The sequence below is a fragment of the Ruegeria sp. AM2 genome (assembly GCF_056540685.1).
Genome location: NZ_JBQFXE010000004.1, coordinates 77,680 through 93,742 on the forward strand (window position 1 = coordinate 77,680; position 16,063 = coordinate 93,742).

The following is a 16,063-nucleotide window of genomic DNA, read 5'->3' on the forward strand; positions in this document are numbered from 1 at the left end:
CGTGAACAGAGTCTGTACGGAGCACCCCATGTCCAACGCGCAACTGGAAGCCGCCATCGAAGCCGCCTGGGAGGCGCGCGACACGATCACCCCCGCAACAACCGGTGAAACCCGCGAGGCGATCGAGGATACGCTGAACGCGCTGGACAGCGGTTCACTGCGAGTGGCTGAGAAGCTAGACAGTGGTGACTGGCATGTGAACCAATGGGCTAAAAAAGCCGTGCTGTTGGGATTTCGCATCAAGGATATGGAAATCCAGACCGGCGGTCCGCAGGATGGCGGCTGGTGGGACAAGGTGGACAGCAAGTTTGCCGGTTGGGGTGAAAACCAGTGGCGCGCCGCTGGCTTCCGCGCGGTCCCCAACTGTGTGGTCCGCAAGTCGGCCTATGTCGCGCCGGGTGTGGTGCTGATGCCATCTTTCGTGAACCTCGGCGCTTATGTGGACGAAGGCACGATGGTGGACACCTGGGCTACAGTGGGATCCTGCGCGCAGATCGGCAAGAACGTGCACCTGTCGGGCGGCGTTGGCATTGGCGGCGTATTGGAGCCGATGCAGGCGGGTCCGACCATCATCGAGGACAACTGCTTTATCGGTGCCCGCTCCGAAGTGGTCGAGGGCTGCATTGTCCGCGAAGGCTCGGTGCTGGGCATGGGCGTCTTTATCGGCAAGTCCACCAAGATCGTGGACCGCGAAACCGGCGACGTCACCTATGGCGAGGTGCCGCCCTATTCGGTGGTCGTAGCCGGTTCGATGCCGTCCAAGAACAATATCAGCCTCTATTGTGCGGTGATCGTGAAACGCGTGGATGAAAAGACCCGGTCCAAGACCGGAATCAACGAGTTGCTGCGCGACTGACACGACGGGGACTGTGCAAAAAAGGCCGAGGCTATGCTCTCGGCCTTTGTTAGTCAGTATTTTCCAGTGTATCTGACCGCAGGAGTAAAATTTGGCAGGCGATCCCGCCCCTCATCGGGTTTTCGGTCAGAGTAGCTGATTTTATCTGTCGATCAGCAGAATGCCTTCTGACTCACCGTCGTCGCCGTCACCGGCGCGACCTTCGTCGTCATCGGTTTCGCCTTCACCGCCGCCGGATCCGCCTTCGCCTTCGCCGCCGCCGTTTCCGCCTTCGCCTTCGCCGCCGCCGTTTCCGCCTTCACCTTCACCGCCGCCGTTTCCGCCTTCGCCTTCGCCGCCGCCGTTTCCGCCTTCGCCTTCGCCGCCGCCGTTTCCGCCTTCGCCTTCACCGCCGCCGTTTCCGCCTTCGCCTTCACCGCCGCCGTTTCCGCCTTCGCCTTCACCGCCGCCGTTTCCGCCTTCGCCTTCGCCGCCGCCGGATCCGCCTTCGCCTTCACCGCCACCGGATCCGCCTTCGCCGCCGCCTTCTTGGGCAAAGGCAGCGTCGGCAGTGAACGCCGTGATTACCCCAGCCGCTGGTGCAATGGTCAATGCAAAGATACTTGCCGTTGTTGTTAGGAGCTTGGACAACACAGTCATTTAATTCCCCTTTTTGACAAAAAATTTATTTGCAGTATTTTCATTTTAGAAACGGCCATGAACCCGCCGTATCGGCTGGGACGGTCACTGTGATGTTGAGCCGAATCCCGCGCGATATCGCACCAAGAACAGGCGGATTTGTGCCGATTACTACCCATCCGGTCGGAGCGCTGAGGCACAACAATTTTCGGGTGAGTTCAGAGCGGGAGTGGGCGGGTAGAATCGCTGCAGTGAAACCTTGTTCGAAGCCTGCTGAGACTGACGCATTTGGGTGTTGGGTCGTGATCACCAATCGCGCAGGCAAGCCCCCGGTTGATCATCTTTTGTATGACCTTATTGCAGATAAGCCTGTAATTTCTTTCTTTAGCGGTCCTCGCGTGAAACCCCGGCTGCACAACCCGGGCTGATATGGCCGATCTCAGTTGTGATTTGTTGCGTGAAACCCGTAATGCGTGGCAATTTGGTTGCCGTCTCAAAACGATTTTGCGAATTGCCCTTGCAAGCGGTGGCGATGCGAATTGGTGTGGTGTAGACACTCTGTCCAAATGGGAGAAACGGCAAGCATATCAGCGAAATACCCGGAAAAACTGGGTGAACGCCGCCAAGTTTCCGTATTGTTTGCGGACATGGAAGACTACACCGCAATTGTTTCCAAATTGGGTGAAGAACTGACGCTCGATTTCATTCGAATTGTCTACGCTCTGCTGACCGAAGCGGTCCAACAACACGGAGGAGTTGTTCGCGACTTTGCCGGGGACAGCATCATGGCGTTGTTTGGCATCCCCGATGCTCTCGAAGATCCTGCCTTGCGGGCCTGTCGCGCAGCTCTTGCGATTCATGCCGGGTTAGACGATGCGTCGGATGACATCGAAGCCCGGTTCGGCTTGCGGCCCAAGATGCGCATTGGGGTCAGCTCGGGCAATGTGCTGGTGGCGGCGGTTCAGGGTCAGGGTAGCCCTGCGACAGCGGTCGGTAGCACCGTTAACCTTGCCTCGCGTATCGAAAGTCTGGCCCCGGCGGGCAGCAGTCTGATCTGCGACACAACCCGGCGACTGGTCGAATGGGTGGCTGAGCTGCGGTTCAGTGGCGAGCATAACCTCAAGGGATTGGCCAAGTCGCACAAGCTTTGGCAATTGCTGGATGTCCAGAACGGTGCCTCGCGGTTTCAGGCTTCAGTAGCGCAGGGCCTCAGCACCTATGTCGGGCGTATTGCCGAGGTTCGGCAGATGTCAGAGGCACTGCGACAGGCGGACGGATCGCTGTGTGTGGTTGATCTTGTGGCCGAGGCCGGGTTGGGAAAATCGCGGCTTGTGTTTGAATTTCTCCAGCGCACAAAGCCGGATGATGCCACCGTTTTGACCGGGCATTGTTTTGCGGATGGCCAGCATATTCCTTATCTGCCGATCCTCGAAGTCGTTCGCCAGGCCTTTCACATCCGGGAAAAGGCGGACGTGTCCGAGACCGAACGGAAACTGCGGACAGGCTTGAAAGGTGCCGGGTTAGATACTGCCGAAAACGTGGGCTTGATGATGAGTCTGCTGGGGCTTGAGCCGCCAAAAGGGGCGCTTGATGGCCTCGACGGGGTTTTGGTCGGCCTTCGCATCCGCGACCTTTTGCCTGCGCTGCTCAAGGCCTTATGCGGTGCGGGTCAGGTGATCCTTGTGATCGAAGATGCCCATTGGATCGACAGCGCATCAGAGGCTGTGCTGCGCAGTCTTGTAGAAAGTCCCGAGCACAAAGACCTGTTGATGATTCAGACCCGTCGCCCTGAATATGATCCGGGATGGGCCGCGACTTCGGCACTGCGCAGGATCGAACTGCAGCCCTTGTCGGCGGATGACATCAGCTATTTGGTGCAGACCCGACTGGGTGTTGACGTCGTGCCGGACGAATTGGTGCTTAAACTGACGGACAACGCCGGCGGCAATCCGCTGTTTGGCGAGGAAATCCTGGGCTTTTATATCGACCAGGATGCTCTGCGCGTTGAGGATGGGCGGGCTATCTTTGATCCCGACACGGAAACCAGCGCGCTTCCCCCTAGCATGCAGGGCCTTTTGTCTTCACGCCTGCATCAACTCCGCCCCGAAGATCGAGAGGTTCTGCAGGTTGCCTCGGTCATAGGGCGCCGGTTTGATCCGGGACTTTTGTCGCAGGTGGCTAGCCCGGATGATGAGATCGGCGTGGTGTTGCAACGGTTGCAAGATCAGGATGTGATCTTCCGCGTTGCGAATTCGTCAGATTATGCGTTCAAACATGTCCTGATGCGGGATTGCGCCTACCAAGGCCTGATGTTGAAACAACGTGCAGCCTTGCATCTGGCGATCGCCGAGGCGCTGGAACTGCGTGCTGCCAACCGCCTGCAAGAGGCGGCCGAGACATTGGCCTTTCACTACGGCCACACCGACCGCAACGCCGAGGCGTTCCGATTTGGCGCGTTGGCCGGTGCAAAATGCCTTGGGGTTTATTCGCTGGACGAGGCCCATCGTTTCTTTCTTGCGGCCCTTGAGTTGTATCAGCAAGACCCGAGCTGCGCGACCGAGGCGCAGTTTGCCGAATTCCTGGCGGACTACGGATTGTGTTCGAACATTTCCATGCGGGTCTCAGGGTTAATTGGTTTGGCCGATAGTTTTCAGCCTGTCCTTGACCGGGTCGGAGACAGTTGCCACCACGCCCTGTTCTTGCACCACTATGTTTCTTGCTTGATTTGCAACGGACAATACCGCGAAGCTTTTGGGGTACAGCAGAAGCTGACGGGCATGGCAGATAGGCTGGGCGATCCGGTGTCCCGGGTCTATGCGATGGTGAACGCGCTTTCGGTGTCGATCTACTATGCGCCGATCTCTAACGACGCGTTCGAAGACCAAAAGTGGGATATCGAACGGGATTTGAAATATCTCGACGATGCCTATATCCAGAACTTTTTCCTGGCGACCGTTGGCTGGAATGAACTGACCCGAGGCCGGGTGGCTGGCGCGAATGAAACCGCAGACCGAATGATTGCCGCCGGGACCGCTCAGCACGATCCACGGTCTCTTGGCTATGGGCTCGCGATGAAGGCGTTGATAGCCATGGTCACGGACGATCATGAGCGGGCGCTGGAAATGGCCGAGCAAGCGCGGCGCGATTCAAGGGTTGAATTCGAACAAGCCATTGCCGAGGCTGCGCGCGTCAGCGCGCTGGTTCCGCTGGAAAAACCGGACGCGCTCAGGACGATCCAAAGCCATATTGATACATGTCAGGACCAAGGCTGGGCTTTGTTCACTGTGGGTCCCGAGACGATGCTGGGTGTCGCTTTGGCGATGGACGGGCTGCTCGACGAGGGTGTGAGCCAAATCGAGACGGTCATTCGCCTTCGTGACAGGGATGGCGCCAAGGTAGCTGCGGATTGGGCACGTCTCTACCTTTGCGAATTGTATCTTGCTGTTTTATCCGGCGAAGGAGGTGGCTCGCTTTGGACGCTGCTGAGGAACTTCCGATCCATCATCAGAATTACCCTCTCTGGCGAAAAACGGGTTGCCACCCTGATAGAACAAGTCCGAGAAAACCCGCAGTTTGATGGCGATGGGCACTATGTTGCCCGTTGCGACATGATCATGGGGCTTATGTGCAAGGCGAAAAAGCGGGAACGCCAGGCGCGGCAATACTTGTCCAGCGCGCGTTCCGTGGTGCAAACTGCGGGCAATTCGCCAATGTTGGCGCGCATCGATCATGCACTGGCTGAATTGACCGCTGCTTGACCCTTAACCTTGGCCCCGCTATGGCCGCATCCATGGAAAAGCAAAAGAAACCCTCGCGACAACAGGTCTATACGCTGCTGGTTCAAATCGGCCGCAAAGAAGGTGACGGGCTGCCCGAAGGCGCAACCGGTGCCGCTTTGATGTGTTTCGCGAGCGGTGTGGACGAGGCCGAGGCGGTGCGCGAAACCGTGGCCATCCTGAAACAGGCCGACACCGCGCCACTGGATGTGACCGGCTATGGCACATTGGCCGAGCGCGAAGCCCAGGGCCATGACATCGCAGAAGACGAGCGCACATTGATGCAGCGCGCGTTGGACGAAAACGCGGTTATCGTTGCGCAGATGACACCGTTCTTTGGCGATGAGGATCCGGCCTAGTTCGGGGACCCGAACCAATTGCGGTAAATTTCGTCATAGATCCCGTTTTCGCGCAGCGCGAGCAGGGCTTGATTGACGTCTTCGACCAGCGGCGATCCGGTCGGGAAGGCGATCCCATAGTTTTCGCGCAGGAAGACACCGCCTGTAACCGTCGCAATCCGGCGGCCTTCGTGCGACGCGTAGTAGGACAGGATCGGCGCATCAAAAACAACTGCATCCAATTCATTGCCCTCGAATGCGGCTATCATGCCGTCGAGCCCGTCATACCCCACGAACTCGACGTCGCGGCGGTCTAGAAAGCTTGCAGCGGTGGAACCGGATATTGTGCCGACCTGTTTGCCATACAGATCGTTAACTGAATTCACGTTCCCGCTGATCGCATCGACCGTCATTACCGAGGTGATGCGGGCGGTAAAAACCGAGACAATGAACAGGGACGAAACAACCAACACAACGCCAAGAACACGCCCAAACGGCGTGCGTGGCATGCGTTCTTCAAACCCGCCGTTGACCACCAGGTTCAAGGCCCACCAAAACGAGGGGAACCAGGCTTCGTCCAGTTTGCGGTCAAAATAAGGTTGCGACCGGCGCTCAAAAATCCACATCAGCATGCCGCCGCCCAACAGGATGGCAAAGGCCAGTCCGATCGCGATGAAAAGCTTTCGGGACAGCAGCGCCTGTAACAGCGACGGTCGTCTCGCCGCGTCCGACGGCACCATGATCTGCAGGCCGGCCTCGAAGATGGGTTGGCTAAAATCCATCTGGGTTTCACGTGATGCGGTGATGGATATGTTCGCAATGGCCAAATCGGCTGAACCGTTCTGAACGGCGTCGAGCATGTCGGGAAATGCGTCTACACGCTCGACCGTGTAGCTCCAGTTCAGAGACTCGGCCAGTGCCTCAAGCAGCTCCATGGAAAACCCGGTCTCAGCCTCGTTTTCGATATAGGAAAACGGGGGGCGGGTCACTGTGGTGACCGTCAGTGTCTGAGCCAGGCTTTGCTGTGCGAGAACGGCAAAAGTCAGGCAGACCAATGCAAAAAGAGCGCGTGTCATCTTGAATTTACCTGTTTCGCGGCGCTCTAGCCCACTTTTCATTGCAGCAGCAAGATGATCGCAGGGTAAACATTCATGTTTTATCGAAGGTTCAATTCGAGACATGCGTCAGAATCCGCGCCAAATTGAACGCATTGGGGTTGGCAAACAGGCGAATTCGTTGAATCTGTGCGGGAATGTGGGCTTGGACAGTTGGAAAGGGCCAGAAATGACAGATCCAGTACAGTTGACGGCGGATCTGATCCGTTGCCCTTCGGTCACACCTGCGGAAGGCGGCGCGCTGGTTCTGCTCAAACGCGTATTGTCGGACGCCGGGTTCGAATGCACCCGCGTGGATCGCGGCGGCGTCAGCAATTTGTTCGCGCGTTGGGGCGAAAAGGGACACCCGCGCAGTTTCGGTTTCAACGGACATACGGATGTTGTCCCGGTCGGGGATGAGGCCGCATGGACCAAGCCGCCCTTTGGCGCAGAAATCCACGATGGCGTGATGTATGGGCGTGGGACGACCGACATGAAATCCGGCGTCGCGGCCTTTGCGGCGGCCGCAATTGATTTTGTCAAATCCACTCCCCCGGATGGGGCAATCATCCTGACGATCACGGGCGACGAAGAAGGCGATGCGCTGGACGGCACAACCGCCTTGCTGGACCATATGCAGGCAATGGACGAGCAGATGTCGGTTTGCCTTGTGGGTGAACCGACCTGCCCGGACAAGATGGGGGATATGATCAAGATCGGTCGGCGCGGATCGATGACCGCCTGGTTCACTGTGCAGGGAGTGCAAGGCCATGCCGCCTATCCGCACCGGGCCAAGAACCCGCTGCCTGCTATGGCTCAGTTAATGCACGGGCTTGCCAGTCACGAGCTTGATCAAGGCACCGATTATTTTGATCCGTCCACATTGGCGGTTGTGAACATCGACACCGGCAACACCGCCACCAATGTCATTCCCTCGCAGTGTAATGGCGCGGTCAATATCCGCTTTAATGATCTGCATTCCGGTGCCGGCCTCAGCGACTGGCTGCAGTCACAGGCACAGGCCGTCGCTCTGGCGCATGAGGTCAAGATTGATGTACACATCAAAATTTCGGGTGAGAGCTTTCTGACACCTCCGGGTGCCTTATCTGACCTTGTGGCCAATGCGGTTGCTGCGGAAACCGGTGTTCAGCCGGTCTTGTCCACCACGGGCGGAACGTCAGACGCGCGGTTCATCAAAAATCACTGCCCGGTGGTCGAGTTCGGTTTGGTCGGTAAAACAATGCATCAAGTCGACGAGAGCGTGGAAGTTGCGCAGATCACGCAGCTCAAGTCCGTCTACACCCGGATTTTGCAGGACTACTTCGCATGACTCTTACCGTTGAGATCACCGACGATCACGATACCTGCTATGCCCTGAGGCATGAGGTCTTTGTGAAAGAACAGAATGTTCCGCTGGACCTAGAGCGCGACGCGCTGGACGACACAGCGACACATCTTCTGGCCTATGTCGATGCGATCCCACGCGGCACTGCGCGGGTCGTGTTTCAAGACGGTGTTGCCAAAATCGGCCGGGTCTGTGTCCTCAGGGCTGCGCGCGGCGCCGGGCTTGGCATAGCGCTGATTGAACAGGCTGTAGCTGTTGCCAGACAGCAGGGCACTGTCCGCACAGTCAGGCTGGGCGCGCAGGTTGATGCCATTGGGTTTTACGAAAAGCTCGGGTTCACCGCCACCGGCCCGGTGTATGATGATGCGGGGATCGATCACCGCGATATGGTCATGGACATATCGTGAAGCGAACGCTTGTCATCATGGTGAAAGAACCGCGGCCAGGGCGTGTTAAAACCCGGCTGGGGCGCGATATCGGCATGGTCGGTGCGGCGTGGTGGTTTCGCCATCAGACCCGATCGTTGATCCGGCGGCTGCGTGATCCGCGCTGGCAAATCGTGCTCGCCGTGTCTCCGGACCGCGAAGGGTTGGACAGCCGCGTTTGGCCCGGCGATCTGACCCGTGCGGCGCAGGGGCGCGGTGATCTGGGCGACCGTATGGGGCGGATGCTGCGGGGGATGCCACCGGGGCCGGTCTGCCTGATCGGAGCCGACATTCCGGGTATCCACCGCAGCCACATAGCAAAGGCGTTCAAGGCGTTGGGACCCGCGCAACTCGTGTTCGGTCCAGCCCCGGATGGTGGCTATTGGCTGGTGGGCGCACAACGCTATGCCGCGCTGCCAAAGGGTATGTTTCAAGATGTGCGCTGGTCGACACAGCACGCTTTGGCGGACACATTGGCATCTGTTCCAGGTGCACGCGTCGCGATGCTGACGCAGTTGCGGGACGTTGACACCGTGGCTGATCTGCACAGCTGATCGAAACCGCCTATTTTGGTCATGACGCGGTCGCACGCCCGTGTTACGCCGAATGTATGAGTCGCATACCTACCAAGCAGGAGGTCCTGGATTGGATCTCGGCGAACCCCACCCTGACCTCGAAACGCGATATCGCCAAAGCCTTTGGGATCAAGGGCGCAGCGCGGATCGATCTGAAACGCATCCTGCGCGAGCTTGAGTCCGAGGGGCATCTTGAAAAGCGCAAGCGCAGCTATGGCGACCCGGATCGTCTGCCGCCGGTTAGCGTGCTGCAGGTGAAGGCTCCGAACACGGACGGCGATCTGTTCGCCCGCCCCCTGGAATGGCATGGCGAGGGGGTCGAGCCCATTGTGCTGCTGATCACCCGAGCCAGTGATCCTGCGCTGGGTGAAGGCGACCGGATTCTGGCCCGTCTGACCGTGGTGCACGAGGAAGACCACAATTACGAGGCGCGCCTGATCCGCCGTATTGGGACAAACCCGCGCAAGATCGTCGGCATCTTTCGCAAAGGGGCCGAGGGCGGGCGGATCGTACCCATCGACAAGGCTGGTTCGACCGAGTGGCTGGTGCCAGAGGGTGCCTTGCTGGGTGCCAAGGATGGAGAGTTGGTCGAGGCGGAACAGGCTGGACCCAAGAACCGCATGGGCCTGCCTCGCGCCCGCATTGTTGAGCGGTTGGGCGACCCCACCGCACCCAAGGCGGTGTCGCTGATTGCGATCCACCAGCACGGTATCCCAGACGATTTCCCGGACAAGGTGACCGATGAGGCAGACAAAGCCAAACCCGTTGGTCTGAAGGGTCGCGAGGACCTGCGGGATATGCCGCTGCTGACGATCGATCCCTCGGACGCGCGGGACCATGACGATGCCTGTTATGCGCATGCCGACGAAGATCCCAAGAACCCCGGTGGACATGTGATCTGGGTCGCCATTGCGGATGTGGCCGCCTATGTGCAACCCGGCACCGCGCTGGACCGCGAGGCGCGTAAGCGTGGCAATTCCAGCTATTTCCCGGATCGCGTTGTGCCGATGCTGCCGGATCGTCTGTCAGGCGATCTGTGCTCGCTGCACGAAGGCGTTCCGCGCGCTTGCATCGCCGTGCGGATGCAGATCGACGCCGAGGGAAACAAAATCGGCCACCGCTTTGTGCGCGGCCTGATGCGCTCAGCCGCGTCGCTGCATTATGCCGAGGTGCAGGAGGCCATCGACGGAAATCCCAACGACCGCACCGGGCCACTGCTAGAGACGGTTCTGAAACCGCTCTACGCCGCCTATGCTGCGCTGAAAAAGGCGCGGGCCGAGCGGCAGCCGCTGGAATTGGACCTGCCTGAACGCAAGATCGTCCTCAGCGACACTGGTGAGGTGACCAGCGTGGCATTCCGCGACCGGCTGGACGCGCACAAGCTGATCGAGGAGTTCATGATCCTCGCCAATGTCGCCGCTGCTGAAACGTTGATTGCGAAACGCCGCCCGCTGCTGTTCCGCGTCCACGAAGAACCGGCACCTGAAAAGCTGGAGAGCCTGCGTGAAACGGCGCAAGCTGCTGGCCTGAACCTTGCCAAAGGGCAGGTGCTGCAAACCCGCCACCTCAATGCGCTTCTGAACGCGGCGGCAGGCACCGAGGATGCCGAACTGATCAACCTGACGACCCTCCGGTCGATGGCGCAGGCATACTACAATCCCGAAAACTTCGGCCATTTCGGTTTGGCCCTGCGGAACTATGCACATTTCACCTCACCCATTCGCCGCTATGCCGACCTGATCGTGCATCGCGCGCTGATCTCGGCCCATGGTTGGGGGCAGGACGGGCTGACCGAGGAAGAAATCGCGCGGCTTGACGAAACCGCCACCCATATCTCGGACACCGAGCGCCGTTCGATGATGGCCGAACGCGATACGACGGATCGCTATCTGGCCGCCTATCTCAGCGAGCGTGTGGGTAATGAATTCACCGGTCGCATCAGCGGCATCGCGCACTTCGGGGCCTTCGTGAAAATGGATGAAACCGGCGCAGACGGGCTGGTGCCTGTCCGATCGCTGGGGCGCGAGTTTTTCCACTTCGACCGCGAGGCGGGGACGCTGATGGGCTCGGATACCGGCTTGATCATCGCCATCGGCCAACGCGTTACGGTGCGGCTGGCCGCCGCGACACCGGTCACCGGCGGGCTGGAGCTGGAGTTGCTTTCGATCGACGATCAGGCTTTGCCCCGTGGGCGCGGTTCGACCAAACGCGGCGCACGGCGCAAGGCGGTCAACACCAAGCGCAAGAAAGACAAAATCAAGCGAAAGGTCGAGCGCAAACGCCGTCAGAGGTGATAGGTCAGCGCCCGCGCAATCAGCCAGCCGTGACGGGTTGCATCAATCTGATCCGGGTCGTCAAACAAAATGGCACGATTGCCGTCCAGACGATCTTCGCCCGGAAAGGCCGAGGTGAAATCGCCCATCAGGCGGCTCTGGCAATGTACGAACAGGGCGAAACGGGCGGACTTGTGCCCGCCCAGCCGGATCGTTGATCCCTTTGGGGCCAGATAGGCCGGCTGACCCCAACGCAGGGCTTCTTCGAGTGGATGCGTGCCCGGTAGCGACCCAGCTGTGTCAAAGACGAGTTCCCGTAGCGCCAGGGCTCCGTCGCGCGTGGCCTGGGGGAGGGCGTCAAATGCAGCCTCAACGTTTGGGTCTTCAAAGGGTCTCATAGCGGGATCGCCTGTTCCATTCGGTCCACGTAATCACACAGAAGCTTATCCTGTTTGATCCGCCGGGTCAGGGGTGTTTCCGCGGGTGTTGCGCGCATGGCAGCCAGCATCGGCCCGACGCTCATATCCGCAGATGTGGGCGTCTCACCCAGCAGAAACGGTGCCTGCCAAAGATAGGCCGAGATCGCCTCGAGGTCGTGTTCGACCCGGTCCAGTCGTTCGGTTTCGGAGAACCGAGCGACGCCCTGTGCGGCGGCACCCTTCAGTACCGATCTGCGGATCGCGTTGGTCACGGGACGGCGAATCCAAGCGGGAATCTCAACAAAGAACATGTTGCGCAGGATTGGCCAGACCGTGTCATTGCTCCAACGGTCGTAAAGGATCTGAAAATACAGATGCTCTTCGGCCATTCGGATCAGTGCGCGCGACTGCGCTTTTTCGATATCCGTCAGACCGGCGTCGAAATCGGTGCCCTGCGCCTCCAGCCAATCGCGGATCAGATCGCTGTCGGGCACCAGCCGGTCGGGCGTGCGCAACACCGGTAGCTTTTGATGAGGCATTTTGCGAGGGTCCAGCATGTCGGATCGTTGCCAGCGCTGGCCGGATGACTGCAGCATATAGGCGGTTTTCACGCAAAACGGGCTGGCGCTGAACAGGCCAAAGGCAGAGGGATAGGTCAGTAGGGTCAGCATCGGTGGCTCCAGTGTTGGGGTGCCACAAGGGTAGTTTGGCCTGATGACAGTTTTTGTCATTAAGGGTAGGGTAGAGTTCGTTATGTCCCGAACCGCTCGCCTGTTCCAATTGATGCAAGCCCTGCGCTCTGGCCCGTCGCCGAAAACCTCTGCGCAACTGGCGCAGGATCTGGGTGTGTCGGCCCGAACCGTGCACCGTGACATTGACGCCCTTCGCGGTCTGGGCGCGGTGATCGACGGAGAGGCCGGGTTTGGCTTTACCCTGATCGAGGATGCGACACTTCCGCCGCTGGGGTTTACCGATGATGAATTGGAAGCGCTGGTTCTGGGCCTGCGCGAGGTTCAGGCCATCGGTGATCCCGGCCTGTCCGACGCGGCCAGCGAGGTGCTGCGAAAGCTGCAGGGACGGTTGCCGCAGCGCCAATCCCACCGCCTCAGCCACGCGGTCCTGACGGCAACGCGATTTGACCGACCGGCAAAACCAACCGTTGACGTGCCCAGCCTGAGGCAGGCCACCTGGGATGAACGCACCATCGAGTTCGCCTATATTGATGCCAAGGGCGACCAAACCCGCCGCCGGGTGAACCCATTGAGCATCGTCTATATGGATCGTGCCAGTGTTCTGATCAGCTGGTGCCATTTGCGGCAGGATTTCCGAGTGTTTCGGCTGGACCGTATCAGCGAGATGCACCTGACCGAGGACTCCTTTCGACCCAACCGCGTCCCGCTGTTGCGCGAAGCCTTGGATCGCCTGCGCGCTGAGCGAGAGACAAAAGACCACGAGACCACCACCTGAGCGCTTTGTGAATTCCCGATTTTGCGCTATCCTGTCCCCGAGCAGACATCAGGAAAAATCGGAATGCGTAAATGCATAAGCGGCGTCATGACCGCGGCATTATGGGCATCCATAGTGCAGGCGGATTCGACCAATTTCACAGATGGGATCGAGACCATCCAACTGGCCTCGGCGGATGTGACGGTTTCCGTCCGGCCGGTTCCCCGGCCATCGTTTGAGGAGTATCGGGTGACAACCGAAGGAAACGCGCGGTTTCAGGCGTGGCTGGGGGCATTCAGAACGCGGGCTGTGGATCAGGGTGTGTCTTTAGAAACTCTGGATCGCGCGCTAGCCGGGGTGACCTATGATCCGGCGATTATCAAACGCGACCGCAATCAGGCCGAGTTCTCAAAGCCGATCTGGGAATATCTGGATGCGGCCGTCTCGGATCGCCGCATTTCCGATGGGCGCGCAGGGCTGGAGCGGTATCGAGAGGTGCTGACCCGGATCGAAGCGCAATACGGTGTAGAGAAAGAAGTTGTCACCGCGATCTGGGGGCTCGAGACCTCATTCGGGTCGTTTCGGGGCAGTGACCAGACGATCCGATCTTTGGCAACGCTGGCCTTTGACGCGCGTCGGGCTGCGTTTTTTGAAGACCAAATGATCGCCGCTTTGCGGATCATTCAGGCCGGAGATGTCAGCCCCGATAGCATGATCGGCAGCTGGGCAGGCGCGATGGGGCATACGCAATTCATGCCGACCTCGTATCTGGATCACGCGGTAGATTTCGACGGGGACGGACGCCGGGATATCTGGTCGGACGATCCGACCGACGCCTTGGCGTCAGCGGCAGCCTATCTGGCGCGACATGGCTGGACCAAGGGGCAACCATGGGGCGTTGAGGTGCGTCTGCCGGACAGGTTCGATTATGCCTTGGCCAAGCGTGATCTGACATTTATGCCGTCGGACTGGGCAAAGCGCGGTGTTGTAGCCTTGGATGGCCGCCCTGTGCGGGATCACGGTCAGGCGGCCATCCTGTTACCGGCTGGCGGCCAGGGTATCGCGCTGATGATCTTTGACAATTTCAGGGTGATCGAGACTTATAACGGAGCCGATGCCTATGTAATCGGAATCGGTCACCTGTCAGACCGATTGGCAGGACGCGCACCGTTCCAAGCGGAATGGCCGCGTGGGGATCGGGTGCTGAGTTTTACCGAGAAGAAGGAATTGCAGACCCGGCTGACTGAGGCAGGGTTTGACACTCAGGGGGTCGATGGGCGTACCGGTCCGAATACGGTGAATGCGGTGCGTGCCTATCAGCTGGCGCAGGGGTTGTTGCCGGACGGGTATCCGTCCCTGCGGTTGCTGGAACGGTTGAGGTAGGGGAGGGGGCGCTGCCCCCGTCGCGGCAAGCCGCGCCTCCCCCGGGATATTTCTGGCCAGATGAAGCTGCGCGGATCAGCTGGCGGCCTTCATCAGGCCCTGTTCGATGATGTCGGAGTGCGCCTCGTCCAGAGATTTGTGGATGCGCACAAACATCTCATCGATGTCGGATGGTGTCAGGATCAAGGGGGGTGAGATGATCATGCGGTCGCCCACGTGGCGCATGATCAGATTGTTGCCAAAGCATCGGTCACGGCACACATAGCCGACTGTACCGGGGTCCGAGGCGAATTTGGCGCGGCTGGCCTTGTCAGGGGTCAGCGCGATTGAGGCCATCATGCCGACGATTTTCGCCTCACCCACCAGCGGGTGATCGGCCAGCGCTTCCCATTTTTCCTTCAGGTAGGGGGCGGCGACGTCACGGACATGGTCGACGATCTTTTCCTCTTCGAGGATGCGCAGGTTCTCCAGCGCTACGGCGGCAGCGACAGGGTGGCCGGAATAGGTGTAGCCGTGGTTGAACTCGGTCCCGCCGATGACTTCGGCGATCTCGTCATTGACGATTGATCCGCCAATTGGCGCATAGCCCGAGCTGAGGCCCTTTGCGATGGTCATGATATCCGGCTTGATCCCAACAGTTTGAGACCCGAACCAATTGCCGGTGCGGCCAAAGCCGCAGATGACTTCGTCGGCGATCAGTAGGATATCGTACTTGTCGCAGATCCGTTGGATTTCGGGCCAGTAAGTATCCGGCGCGACGATTACGCCGCCTGCGCCCTGCACCGGTTCGGCGATAAAGGCCGCGACGCGGTTTTCGCCGAGGTTCAGGATGGCCTGTTCCAGTTCCTGCGCACGGGCCAGGCCGAAATCTTCGGGCGACATGTCGCCCCCTTCAGCCCACCAGTTGGGTTGGTTGATGTGATGGATGTTCGGGATTGGGATGCCGCCTTGCGCATGCATGCCAGCCATGCCGCCCAGCGAGGCCGAGCCGACGGATGAGCCGTGATAGGCGTTGTGGCGACTGATGATGATATTCTTGTCAGGTTGGCCTTTCTCGGCCCAATAGGTGCGCACAAGACGGATGTTGGTGTCGTTCGCCTCGGACCCGCCTGCGGCAAAGAAGACGTGGTTCAGGTCTCCGGGTGCCAGTTCTGCCAGCTTTTTGGCCAGTGCGATCGCAGGGACGTGCGTCGTTTTGAAGAACGTATTGTAATAGGGTAGCTCGCGCATCTGGCGCGCGGCGGCCTCGGCCAATTCGTCGCGACCGTAGCCTATGTTGACACACCACAGACCGGCCATGGCATCCAGAATTTCTTCGCCCTCGCTGTCGGTCAGATACACGCCATTGGCCCGCGTGATGACGCGCGCGCCTTCTTTGCCAAACGCCCCATTGGCCGAAAACGGGTGCATGTGATGCGCCGCGTCCAGCGCCTGCAATTCGGCTGTGGGCATGTGATTGGTGATGGTCGACATCGGAGACTCTCCTGCAAAAGCGGTTGGCGATCACAATATGAT

At 59.5% G+C, this 16,063-nt stretch carries 14 protein-coding genes; 9 read left to right on the plus strand and 5 right to left on the minus strand.

Going from position 1 to position 16,063, the window contains the following annotated elements:
* Positions 1-28: 28 nt before the first annotated feature.
* Positions 29-856, plus strand: a complete 828-nt coding sequence (dapD, locus tag ACR0CR_RS10720; protein ID WP_480598831.1) for a 2,3,4,5-tetrahydropyridine-2,6-dicarboxylate N-succinyltransferase — start codon at positions 29-31, stop codon at positions 854-856.
* 141 nt (positions 857-997) lie between these two features.
* On the opposite strand, the gene ACR0CR_RS10725 is transcribed toward dapD, so the two are convergent.
* Complete coding sequence (locus ACR0CR_RS10725; protein WP_480598833.1) at positions 998-1,495, minus strand: hypothetical protein; 498 nt, start codon at positions 1,493-1,495, stop codon at positions 998-1,000.
* Between the two features lie 545 nt (positions 1,496-2,040).
* Between ACR0CR_RS10725 and ACR0CR_RS10730 the strand changes: the two genes are divergently transcribed.
* Both ACR0CR_RS10730 and ACR0CR_RS10735 read left to right on the plus strand, forming a co-directional pair.
* Positions 2,041-5,232 carry an ATP-binding protein gene (locus ACR0CR_RS10730; protein WP_480598835.1) on the plus strand — a complete coding sequence of 1,064 codons (3,192 nt, stop codon included), beginning with the start codon at positions 2,041-2,043 and terminating at the stop codon, positions 5,230-5,232.
* A gap of 32 nt (positions 5,233-5,264) precedes the next feature.
* Positions 5,265-5,609 (plus strand): hypothetical protein, encoded by a 345-nt coding sequence (locus tag ACR0CR_RS10735; protein WP_480598837.1) that lies wholly within the window; start codon positions 5,265-5,267, stop codon positions 5,607-5,609.
* Here the strand turns inward: ACR0CR_RS10735 and ACR0CR_RS10740 are convergent.
* Positions 5,606-6,664: a transporter substrate-binding domain-containing protein gene (locus ACR0CR_RS10740; RefSeq protein ID WP_480598839.1), complete on the minus strand. Its 1,059-nt coding sequence runs from the start codon at positions 6,662-6,664 to the stop codon at positions 5,606-5,608. The genes ACR0CR_RS10735 and ACR0CR_RS10740 overlap by 4 nt on opposite strands.
* A 208-nt stretch (positions 6,665-6,872) precedes the next feature.
* Between ACR0CR_RS10740 and dapE the strand changes: the two genes are divergently transcribed.
* Genes dapE through rnr form a run of 4 tightly spaced genes read left to right on the plus strand, consistent with a single transcriptional unit; the run spans position 6,873 to position 11,321 of the window.
* Positions 6,873-8,012 (plus strand): succinyl-diaminopimelate desuccinylase, encoded by a 1,140-nt coding sequence (gene dapE / locus ACR0CR_RS10745; protein WP_480598841.1) that lies wholly within the window; start codon positions 6,873-6,875, stop codon positions 8,010-8,012.
* Entirely contained in the window at positions 8,009-8,434 is a 426-nt protein-coding gene (locus ACR0CR_RS10750; protein ID WP_480598843.1) for a GNAT family N-acetyltransferase, read from the plus strand. Before dapE ends, ACR0CR_RS10750 begins: the two co-directional genes overlap by 4 nt.
* The gene (locus tag ACR0CR_RS10755) at positions 8,431-9,006 is read left to right on the plus strand and encodes a TIGR04282 family arsenosugar biosynthesis glycosyltransferase (RefSeq protein ID WP_480598844.1); all 576 of its coding nucleotides are present in this window, start codon (positions 8,431-8,433) and stop codon (positions 9,004-9,006) included. Before ACR0CR_RS10750 ends, ACR0CR_RS10755 begins: the two co-directional genes overlap by 4 nt.
* A gap of 56 nt (positions 9,007-9,062) precedes the next feature.
* Positions 9,063-11,321 (plus strand): ribonuclease R, encoded by a 2,259-nt coding sequence (gene rnr / locus ACR0CR_RS10760; protein WP_480598846.1) that lies wholly within the window; start codon positions 9,063-9,065, stop codon positions 11,319-11,321.
* On the opposite strand, the gene ACR0CR_RS10765 is transcribed toward rnr, so the two are convergent.
* Together ACR0CR_RS10765 and ACR0CR_RS10770 are read right to left on the minus strand one after the other, a co-directional pair.
* Positions 11,312-11,698, minus strand: coding sequence for a DUF1801 domain-containing protein (locus tag ACR0CR_RS10765; protein ID WP_480598847.1), 387 nt, complete (start codon positions 11,696-11,698; stop codon positions 11,312-11,314). The two genes, rnr and ACR0CR_RS10765, sit on opposite strands and share 10 nt — an antisense overlap.
* The gene (locus tag ACR0CR_RS10770) at positions 11,695-12,390 is read right to left on the minus strand and encodes a glutathione S-transferase family protein (protein ID WP_480598849.1); all 696 of its coding nucleotides are present in this window, start codon (positions 12,388-12,390) and stop codon (positions 11,695-11,697) included. The genes ACR0CR_RS10765 and ACR0CR_RS10770 overlap by 4 nt, the downstream gene beginning before the upstream one ends.
* Positions 12,391-12,472: 82 nt before the next feature.
* Between ACR0CR_RS10770 and ACR0CR_RS10775 the strand changes: the two genes are divergently transcribed.
* Together ACR0CR_RS10775 and ACR0CR_RS10780 are read left to right on the plus strand one after the other, a co-directional pair.
* Positions 12,473-13,186: a helix-turn-helix transcriptional regulator gene (locus tag ACR0CR_RS10775; RefSeq protein ID WP_480598851.1), complete on the plus strand. Its 714-nt coding sequence runs from the start codon at positions 12,473-12,475 to the stop codon at positions 13,184-13,186.
* 63 nt (positions 13,187-13,249) lie between these two features.
* On the plus strand, positions 13,250-14,548 hold the full coding sequence (locus ACR0CR_RS10780; RefSeq protein WP_480598853.1) for a lytic murein transglycosylase: 1,299 nt from the start codon (positions 13,250-13,252) through the stop codon (positions 14,546-14,548).
* Between the two features lie 75 nt (positions 14,549-14,623).
* On the opposite strand, the gene ACR0CR_RS10785 is transcribed toward ACR0CR_RS10780, so the two are convergent.
* Complete coding sequence (locus tag ACR0CR_RS10785) at positions 14,624-16,021, minus strand: aspartate aminotransferase family protein (protein ID WP_480598855.1); 1,398 nt, start codon at positions 16,019-16,021, stop codon at positions 14,624-14,626.
* Positions 16,022-16,063 lie beyond the last annotated feature (42 nt).

Excerpts from the sequence above, each read along its gene's own strand:
- dapD (WP_480598831.1), top strand. The coding sequence starts at position 29 with ATGTCCAACGCGCAACTGGAAGCCGCCATCGAAGCCGCCTGGGAGGCG.
- ACR0CR_RS10725 (WP_480598833.1), bottom strand. The coding sequence starts at position 1,495 with ATGACTGTGTTGTCCAAGCTCCTAACAACAACGGCAAGTATCTTTGCA.
- ACR0CR_RS10730 (WP_480598835.1), top strand. The coding sequence starts at position 2,041 with ATGGGAGAAACGGCAAGCATATCAGCGAAATACCCGGAAAAACTGGGT.
- ACR0CR_RS10735 (WP_480598837.1), top strand. The coding sequence starts at position 5,265 with ATGGAAAAGCAAAAGAAACCCTCGCGACAACAGGTCTATACGCTGCTG.
- ACR0CR_RS10740 (WP_480598839.1), bottom strand. The coding sequence starts at position 6,664 with ATGACACGCGCTCTTTTTGCATTGGTCTGCCTGACTTTTGCCGTTCTC.
- dapE (WP_480598841.1), top strand. The coding sequence starts at position 6,873 with ATGACAGATCCAGTACAGTTGACGGCGGATCTGATCCGTTGCCCTTCG.
- ACR0CR_RS10750 (WP_480598843.1), top strand. The coding sequence starts at position 8,009 with ATGACTCTTACCGTTGAGATCACCGACGATCACGATACCTGCTATGCC.
- rnr (WP_480598846.1), top strand. The coding sequence starts at position 9,063 with ATGAGTCGCATACCTACCAAGCAGGAGGTCCTGGATTGGATCTCGGCG.
- ACR0CR_RS10765 (WP_480598847.1), bottom strand. The coding sequence starts at position 11,698 with ATGAGACCCTTTGAAGACCCAAACGTTGAGGCTGCATTTGACGCCCTC.
- ACR0CR_RS10770 (WP_480598849.1), bottom strand. The coding sequence starts at position 12,390 with ATGCTGACCCTACTGACCTATCCCTCTGCCTTTGGCCTGTTCAGCGCC.
- ACR0CR_RS10775 (WP_480598851.1), top strand. The coding sequence starts at position 12,473 with ATGTCCCGAACCGCTCGCCTGTTCCAATTGATGCAAGCCCTGCGCTCT.
- ACR0CR_RS10780 (WP_480598853.1), top strand. The coding sequence starts at position 13,250 with ATGCGTAAATGCATAAGCGGCGTCATGACCGCGGCATTATGGGCATCC.
- ACR0CR_RS10785 (WP_480598855.1), bottom strand. The coding sequence starts at position 16,021 with ATGTCGACCATCACCAATCACATGCCCACAGCCGAATTGCAGGCGCTG.